The sequence below is a fragment of the Paraburkholderia guartelaensis genome, assembly GCF_004353905.1.
Classification (GTDB): domain Bacteria; phylum Pseudomonadota; class Gammaproteobacteria; order Burkholderiales; family Burkholderiaceae; genus Paraburkholderia; species Paraburkholderia guartelaensis.
Genome location: NZ_SMOD01000005.1, coordinates 331708 through 338251, shown reverse-complemented (window position 1 = coordinate 338251; position 6544 = coordinate 331708). Strand labels below are relative to the sequence as shown.

The window sequence follows — 6544 nt, the reverse complement described above, 5'->3', positions numbered from 1 at the left end:
CTTATCGGCTGTAAATTTTTAAAGATCGTTCGCGAAAGCGCCGTTAAAACTGCTCAACTACCGGCTTCTTTCTGCGTTGCTGCGTCAGCAGCAGAGAAACGAGATTATGAAGACTGTCTGGCGATCTGTCAACAGGTTTTTTTACTTCGTTCAACCTGCCGCCTAACTTCCAATCACCCGCAGACCCAGTCGCCACAAGGCTTTCGCCTGGGCTTCCCGTCTCCCCGCGCCTTCATCGAAAGCGCGAAAGACCGGAATTCTAGTCACGCAGGTGACATCTTGCAAGCGGTTTTTTGACGGGCTAGCAAAGTCGGGCTGAACACGACTCGCCTGCTCCATATAGCACTCGCCATAGTGCTTACAGCCGAGGTCTTTGCGGCCGCGCAGCAACGACGATCCCGCCTCGCGCCCGCGCCCGTCTGACGCGCTCCTGCTGCCCAATCCGATGCCGCGCACGGAACCGACTAGAATATGGGGTTCTCTGCACCCCAACTCACAGATTTATGCGCTCGCGAATCGCCAAACGCCTTCCTCCTGACGCCGACAAGCTCGTCGGCCTCTCGCTCGCCCTGTTCGCCTCGGGTAGCCGCACTGAAGACCGCTTCTGGGAGGCAAAGCTCGACACGCTGCTAGCGAAGGTCGTGCGCAACGGCAATCAGACTACGCTCGACGCCGCGCTCGATCATCTGCAGCAGAATCATCCGGACGCCTACGGCGCGCTCGCCGATATGGCCGAGACGCACAGCGAATCGTTCATCGTCGAACACGACGGCGCGCAATACGAGGCGTTGCTCGTCGCCGCGCCGGTGCTGGCCTGGACGCGCTATGTCATCCCTTCGGGCCCGCTGAAGGCCGACGGGGCAGACGCCCTGCGCACCCATCTTCAAGCCCATGTGCTCGCGAACGGCACGCGCGTGGCGATGGCCCCCTATCTCTACAGCATCGACCAGTTGCCGCGCCACCATGTCGAAACCTGGCGCCTCGCACAACAGCTTACGCAGGCGGCGCTGAGCGGCGCGCCGGCGAAAATCAGCTCGGGCGAACTGCCGGAAACGTCGCCGATCCTCGCCGATCCGCGTTTCCTGCTCGCCGTCGTCGCAGCACCTGTTGGCGCCCCGCTCTTCCGCTGGCAGGAAGAGGAGCACGGCTCGCGCATCGAGCGCGGTCAATGCCTCGAACAATGGGCCACCCAGGGCGGCGCCAACCTTGCCGTCGTCATGCCCGGCTGCGAGTTCGAGTGTCTGCTGCCGGACGCCTACTACTCCGCCTGCCGCGATGCGGACGAGCGCGTGCGTCCGCACACGATCCGCACCGCAGTGCGCTATCTGCTCGACACGATCGGCGCGGGCGCGCAGGACTTGCGCGCCGTCGTCGCCGGCTTCGGCGAGCGCCGTATCGACGAATACCGCATCGGCTTCACGAAGCGCGGCAGCAATGATGTGCTGTATGGCGTGGTCTGGCCGCTCTATGGCCGCGAGAACGGCGACGCCGATATCGACGAAGAACCGACCGAAGAGAGTGTCAGCAGCGGCCCGCTCGAAGAGATCGTTGCGCTGCTGAAGGAATCGGGTATCACCGACATCCGTCGTCACGCTGGCCGTTTCGAGCCGGAATATTGCGATGACTGCGGCGTACCGCTCTATGCGGATCCACTCGGCGAGATCGTCCACGCCGAGATGCCAGAAGATGCTGAGCCCGTACAGCCACACTTCCACTAGGAAAACGCCTAAATTCCTACCCGGTCCCGCCTGTGTGCGGGACTTTTTTTTGCCCTATGTCTTATGCCTTTTGGACAGGCCGCCAGCGCGCAAGCTTTTTGTCATCATGGTGCTGTTGGTCTGGTTCACCGCCGCTCAAAAGCGGTGCGCGTTGCACAACATTCTGAGAGACCGTCAACGAGAGGAGGGCATATCCATGCGGTTCGTTGTACTCAATCCGGACGCCGAAAGGCGCGAAGGGCTGAAGGCGCTATTAAGACAAATCGACCGTCGCGCACGCTTCAATGACGCGCCGGATTGGCGCAGCGCCGAGCGCGCCATGCAACGCTTCAGCCCCAACCTGTTCGTGATCGACTGGCATGACGGCATCCGCGCCGGCGAACTGCGCCACTTTGTCATGCGGCACCGCAGCCTGCCCGTGGCCGTACTGGTCGATAGCGCCGAGACGCCCGCGACCGTGCGCGCGCTCATCGACGAAGGCGCTCGCGGCATCATCAGGCGCACAACAGATTCCATTCTGATCGTGAAGTTTCTGGAGCTCATCATGCTCGGCGGCGACCATCTGCCGGCCGACGTGCTCGGCCCGTGCACGCCGTGGCCCCTGCCGCCCCGGCGCAACGCCAAGGCCGCCGCGCAGGCCCGCAAGGTGCGTCCGAAGGTCGACCTGTCACCACGACAGGAGCAGATACTGCGCTGCGTCCATATGGGCAATACGAACAAGATGATCGCGAGAGCGCTCGGCATCAGCGAGGGCACGGTGAAAGTCCATCTGACAAGCATCTTTCAGCAGCTCGGCGCGCCCAATCGCGCGGCGGCGGTCGCGATCTATAACGGATTGCTCGCAAACCAGCTGCAGGTGCTGCGCGCGCAATGCGATCGGCCGGCGAAGCCCAGGCACGGCGAGCACGGCCCGGTGCCATTGCGCGCACGCGAAGGTCTCGCGTTTCGCTATCCGTTGCTGTCAGGCGACAGTGTGGAGCCGCTGCCTATCGCCGCGGAGCCGGTGACGCCTTATGGCGCCTCCGCCGCGGCGCAGCAGGTGCGCCCCGTCGAGGCCGACGAGGCCAGCGAGAGCGCAGACGAGGAAGCCCTGGTGCTCGCCCGCGCACACGGCTCGCCTTCCAACGAGTAATATGAAGCACATGGGGTTCCTATTTACGCCGCTTCCGCTCTGGGTTGCTATCGGTGCCTGGGTTGTCACCGTGGGGCTGCTCGCGCTCGCGCTATGGAAGAACCCCTTCAAGCGTCTGCAGGATGCGACGCTCCAGCACGTATGGCTCGCGATCGTCGTCGCGATCTCCGTGCTGTGGGCAAGCAACGCGTGGCTTGAAGACGGCACCGTGCTGCACCTGCTTGGCGCCACCCTCGTGGTCACGCTATTCGACTGGGGACTCGCGCTCGTCGCCATGGGCGTCGTCGTCGGGCTCGCCGCGCTCGTCTTCGACGCCCCCTGGGAAGGCGTCGCCCTCACCTTCCTGATATTCGGTGCCTTCCCTGTCGCGATTTCGGCGCTGCTGCAGCGCGCCTGCACCGCGTGGCTGCCGCGCAACCTCTTCATGTTCATCGTCGGCCAGGGTTTCGTGTCGCCGGCCATCGCCGTCTCGGCGGCGGCCTATCTCGCGCTCGGGACCCATGTCGCACTCAACGGCGGATCGGCGATCACCGTGCCCGCAGGTTATGCATTCAGCGTATTTCTGCTCGCTTCGGGCGAAGCCTGGTTCACTGGCATGGCAACGGCGCTGATCGCCGTCTACCGGCCGGCCTGGGTCACCACCTACGACGTGCGTCGCTATCGCCTGGGCGGCCCGAGAACCTGAGCGCTGCCTCAGCTTGACGCCCCACCGCCGGCAGCATGACGAAGGGCGCGACGGCACGTCGCGCTCGGCCGCAAGCGCATGTGCAGCAGCGCTTGCGCCGATCCCACTGCTCTGACAGAAGAAAATAATTGTTTCCGGATTGAACTCAACCCAGTTGTGCAGCATCTTACGGTGCCTGACGTCTCACCCCTATTCCTTAGCAAGCAGATGGACTGCAACCATGCATCCCGCCGGCTGTTGTTCGTAGCCGGTCAACTGGCGGCGTGCGCCGCGAGCCTCATGCTCATCGCCGCGCCAGCCGCGCAAGCCGATCAACTCGATCAACACAACGATCTCGTCAATCAATTCGTCACCCAGATGCATGCGGACCCGCTCGTCGCGGACTGCGCGGCGCATGGCGATTTCGTAGCAAGCACATCGACGGCGCTCGATCACGTCGAGTTTCCGCCCAGCTCGTTCGACAAAGCGCATGCGAGCGTGACGCCGTGGAACGACTCGTTCGACGAAGGCAAGCAGCGCGTGAAGGTCGATACGATCGTGACAGTCGACGGCATCGGCATTCCAAAAGAAAGCGGCAACTCGCCCTACGATCTGAAGTTCCGCTGCGGCTATGTCGGGCAGCAGATGCTCGCGTTCAGCTGGAACGATCCAGTCCCGCCGGCGCACGCACGCAGCGAGCGCGGCACGGCGTCGAGCGGCGCACATGGCAAGGGCAAGCACTCAACCAAGAAGGCCACTGGCAAGGGCTCGAAGAAAGCGCCTGCGAGCAAGTCGAGCCACAAGTCGTCGACGAGCAGCACGAAGTCGTCCAGCAAATCGACAACGACGAAATCCACTGCGAAGAAAACGACTTCAAAGAAGAAGACGACGGCTAACTAAGCGCGTTGGTGTTCTCGATGCGAAAAAAAGGGGGAAACGGCCTGGCCGTTTCCCCCTTTTCTTGATATCTGCGCGGAGAAGGCGCGTGTTACGCAAACGTCTCCACGTGATGCAGGATGGCCTGTAGCATCGCTGCGCCAAGCGCGGCGCTACGCTCGCCGTTCCAGCCTACGCGTTCGTCGGGCAGATTGGCGTTGTCCTTGAACGGCATCTCGAGCGTGAGTGACAGGCAGCCATAGCGATGGCCGATGTACTTCGACGCGAGCTTGAGCGCATCTTCGCGGTAGCGGCTCGCTTCGTAGCCGTGCTGATCCTGGAAGTCGGGGCTCGCCACCTTGAAGGCCTCGATGAACGCCTTCTGCTCCGTGCGTTGCTGATCGGTAAAGCCCGGCAGCATTTCAGAGCCCGCCACGAACACGTAGGGCAGCGTCTCGTCGCCGTGAATATCGAAGAAGAGATCGACGCCCGTGGCTTCGATCGCATCGCGCACGACCAGCACTTCGGGACTGCGCTGCGCGTCCGGCCCCATCCACTCGCGGTTCAGGTTCGCGCCCACGGCATTGGTGCGCAAGTTCCCATGCACGCTGCCGTCCGGATTCATGTTCGGCACGATATGGAACACGGCGCGGTCGTACAGCTTGCGCGCGACCGGATCGCCCGCCCAGTCGCCCCAACCCGCGAGCCGCTTGACCAGCCCTTCCACGAACCACTCGGCCATGCTCTCGCCCGGGTGCTGGCGCGCGATGATCCAGACCGTCTTCTTGGGCTTGCCGTCAGGCGCGGTGTCGCCCGGCATGCCGAGCGAGAGCAGCGACATCGGCCGGCCTTCCACACTGCGGCCGAGTTCCGTGAGCGTGGCGTGCGGCAACTGCTGAAGCGCGCCAAGGAATTCCGAGTGACGCTCTTCGCTATACGGCTCGAAGTACGCGTAGTAGATGCTGTCGAAATCGGGCGTGTGGTCGATGACGAGTTCCTTCCCGTCATAGGAGGTCGGCACGCGGAACCAGTTCACACGGTCATAGCTCGCCGCGGCCTGGTAGTCGCGCCAGCCCTCGGGAAATGCACAGGCCGACGCGTTCTCGAACGTCATCACGCAACGCTCGCCGCGCGCGCCCGAGAGGCGGAAGTAGAACCACTGCGCGAACTCGGACTGGTTATCCGCTCGCACGCGCAGACGGATGTCGTCGGCGCGCTCGCACGATAGAACTTCGATCGCGCCCGCATCGAACTGGCTGGAGATGGCAATCGTCATGGTGTTTTCCTTCTCGCTTGCTTGTTCACTTACTCGGCGATGCGCCGACGAAATACATAGGTCGAATCGTTCGATGCGTCCGCATCGAACGCGTAGCCTTCCACATCGAACGCCTTTAGCGCTTCAGGCTCGGCAACGCGGTTCTCGACGGCATAACGCGCCATCAACCCGCGCGCGCGCTTCGCGTGGAAGCTGATGATCTTGTAGCGCCCGCCCTTCCAGTCTTCGAACACCGGCGTGATAACAGGCGCGGCGAGCTTCTTCGGCTTAACGGCCTTGAAGTACTCGTTCGACGCGCAGTTCACCAGCACGCGCGCACTCTGCGCCGCTTTCGCATGGTTGTGCTCGATTTGCGCATTGATCGCGTGCGTGATGCGCTCGCCCCAAAACGCGTAGAGATCCTTGCCGCGCGCATTTTCGAAACGCGTGCCCATTTCCAGGCGATAAGGCTGCAGCAGGTCGAGCGGGCGCAGCAGGCCATAGAGCCCGGAGAGCACACGCACATGCTGCTGCGCATAGTCGAGATCCGCCGACGAGAGCGACTTCGCATCGAAGCCTTCGTAGACGTCGCCGTTGAACGCGAGCACGGCCTGCTTCGCGTTGGCCTGGCTGAACTGCTTCGACCAGTCGGCATAGCGCTGGAAATTCAGGCGCGCGAGCGGATCGGAAATGCTCATGAGCGAACCGATCTGCTGCGGCGAGAGGCGGCGCAGGCCCGCGATCAGCTCGGCTGCGTCGTCGACGAAATCGGGGATGGTGTGGGCTTCGATGTGCGCCGGCGTGTCATAGTCGAGTGATTTGGCCGGCGACAGAACGATTATCATAGAGGCTTGCAGGCACGATGTGCCGATGTTCAAAGGCGAAAGCCCGATTGTAGC

7 protein-coding genes are annotated in these 6544 nt (G+C 63.0%); 5 read left to right on the top strand and 2 right to left on the bottom strand.

Annotated elements, in window-relative coordinates; translation table 11 throughout:
- From E1N52_RS44575 to E1N52_RS09375, 5 genes are all read left to right on the top strand, one after another.
- Positions 1 to 297, top strand: a 297-nt coding sequence (locus E1N52_RS44575; RefSeq protein WP_205965593.1) for a hypothetical protein, incomplete at its 5' end; no start/stop codon positions are given.
- Between the two features lie 206 nt (positions 298 to 503).
- Positions 504 to 1718 (top strand): DUF2863 family protein, encoded by a 1215-nt coding sequence (locus E1N52_RS09390; RefSeq protein ID WP_133182136.1) that lies wholly within the window; start codon positions 504 to 506, stop codon positions 1716 to 1718.
- Entirely contained in the window at positions 1687 to 2850 is a 1164-nt protein-coding gene (locus tag E1N52_RS09385; RefSeq protein ID WP_342777834.1) for a helix-turn-helix transcriptional regulator, read from the top strand. Before E1N52_RS09390 ends, E1N52_RS09385 begins: the two co-directional genes overlap by 32 nt.
- Before the next feature lie 10 nt (positions 2851 to 2860).
- Complete coding sequence (locus E1N52_RS09380) at positions 2861 to 3535, top strand: energy-coupling factor ABC transporter permease (RefSeq protein ID WP_110386827.1); 675 nt, start codon at positions 2861 to 2863, stop codon at positions 3533 to 3535.
- Between the two features lie 207 nt (positions 3536 to 3742).
- Positions 3743 to 4414: a BspC domain-containing protein gene (locus E1N52_RS09375; RefSeq protein WP_133182134.1), complete on the top strand. Its 672-nt coding sequence runs from the start codon at positions 3743 to 3745 to the stop codon at positions 4412 to 4414.
- An 88-nt stretch (positions 4415 to 4502) separates the two neighbouring features.
- Here the strand turns inward: E1N52_RS09375 and E1N52_RS09370 are convergent, their stop codons facing one another.
- Both E1N52_RS09370 and yaaA read right to left on the bottom strand, forming a co-directional pair.
- Positions 4503 to 5666, bottom strand: a complete 1164-nt coding sequence (locus E1N52_RS09370; protein WP_133182132.1) for a M14 family metallopeptidase — start codon at positions 5664 to 5666, stop codon at positions 4503 to 4505.
- 29 nt (positions 5667 to 5695) lie between these two features.
- Positions 5696 to 6490: a peroxide stress protein YaaA gene (yaaA, locus tag E1N52_RS09365; protein WP_133182130.1), complete on the bottom strand. Its 795-nt coding sequence runs from the start codon at positions 6488 to 6490 to the stop codon at positions 5696 to 5698.
- Between the last annotated feature and the right edge of the window lie 54 nt (positions 6491 to 6544).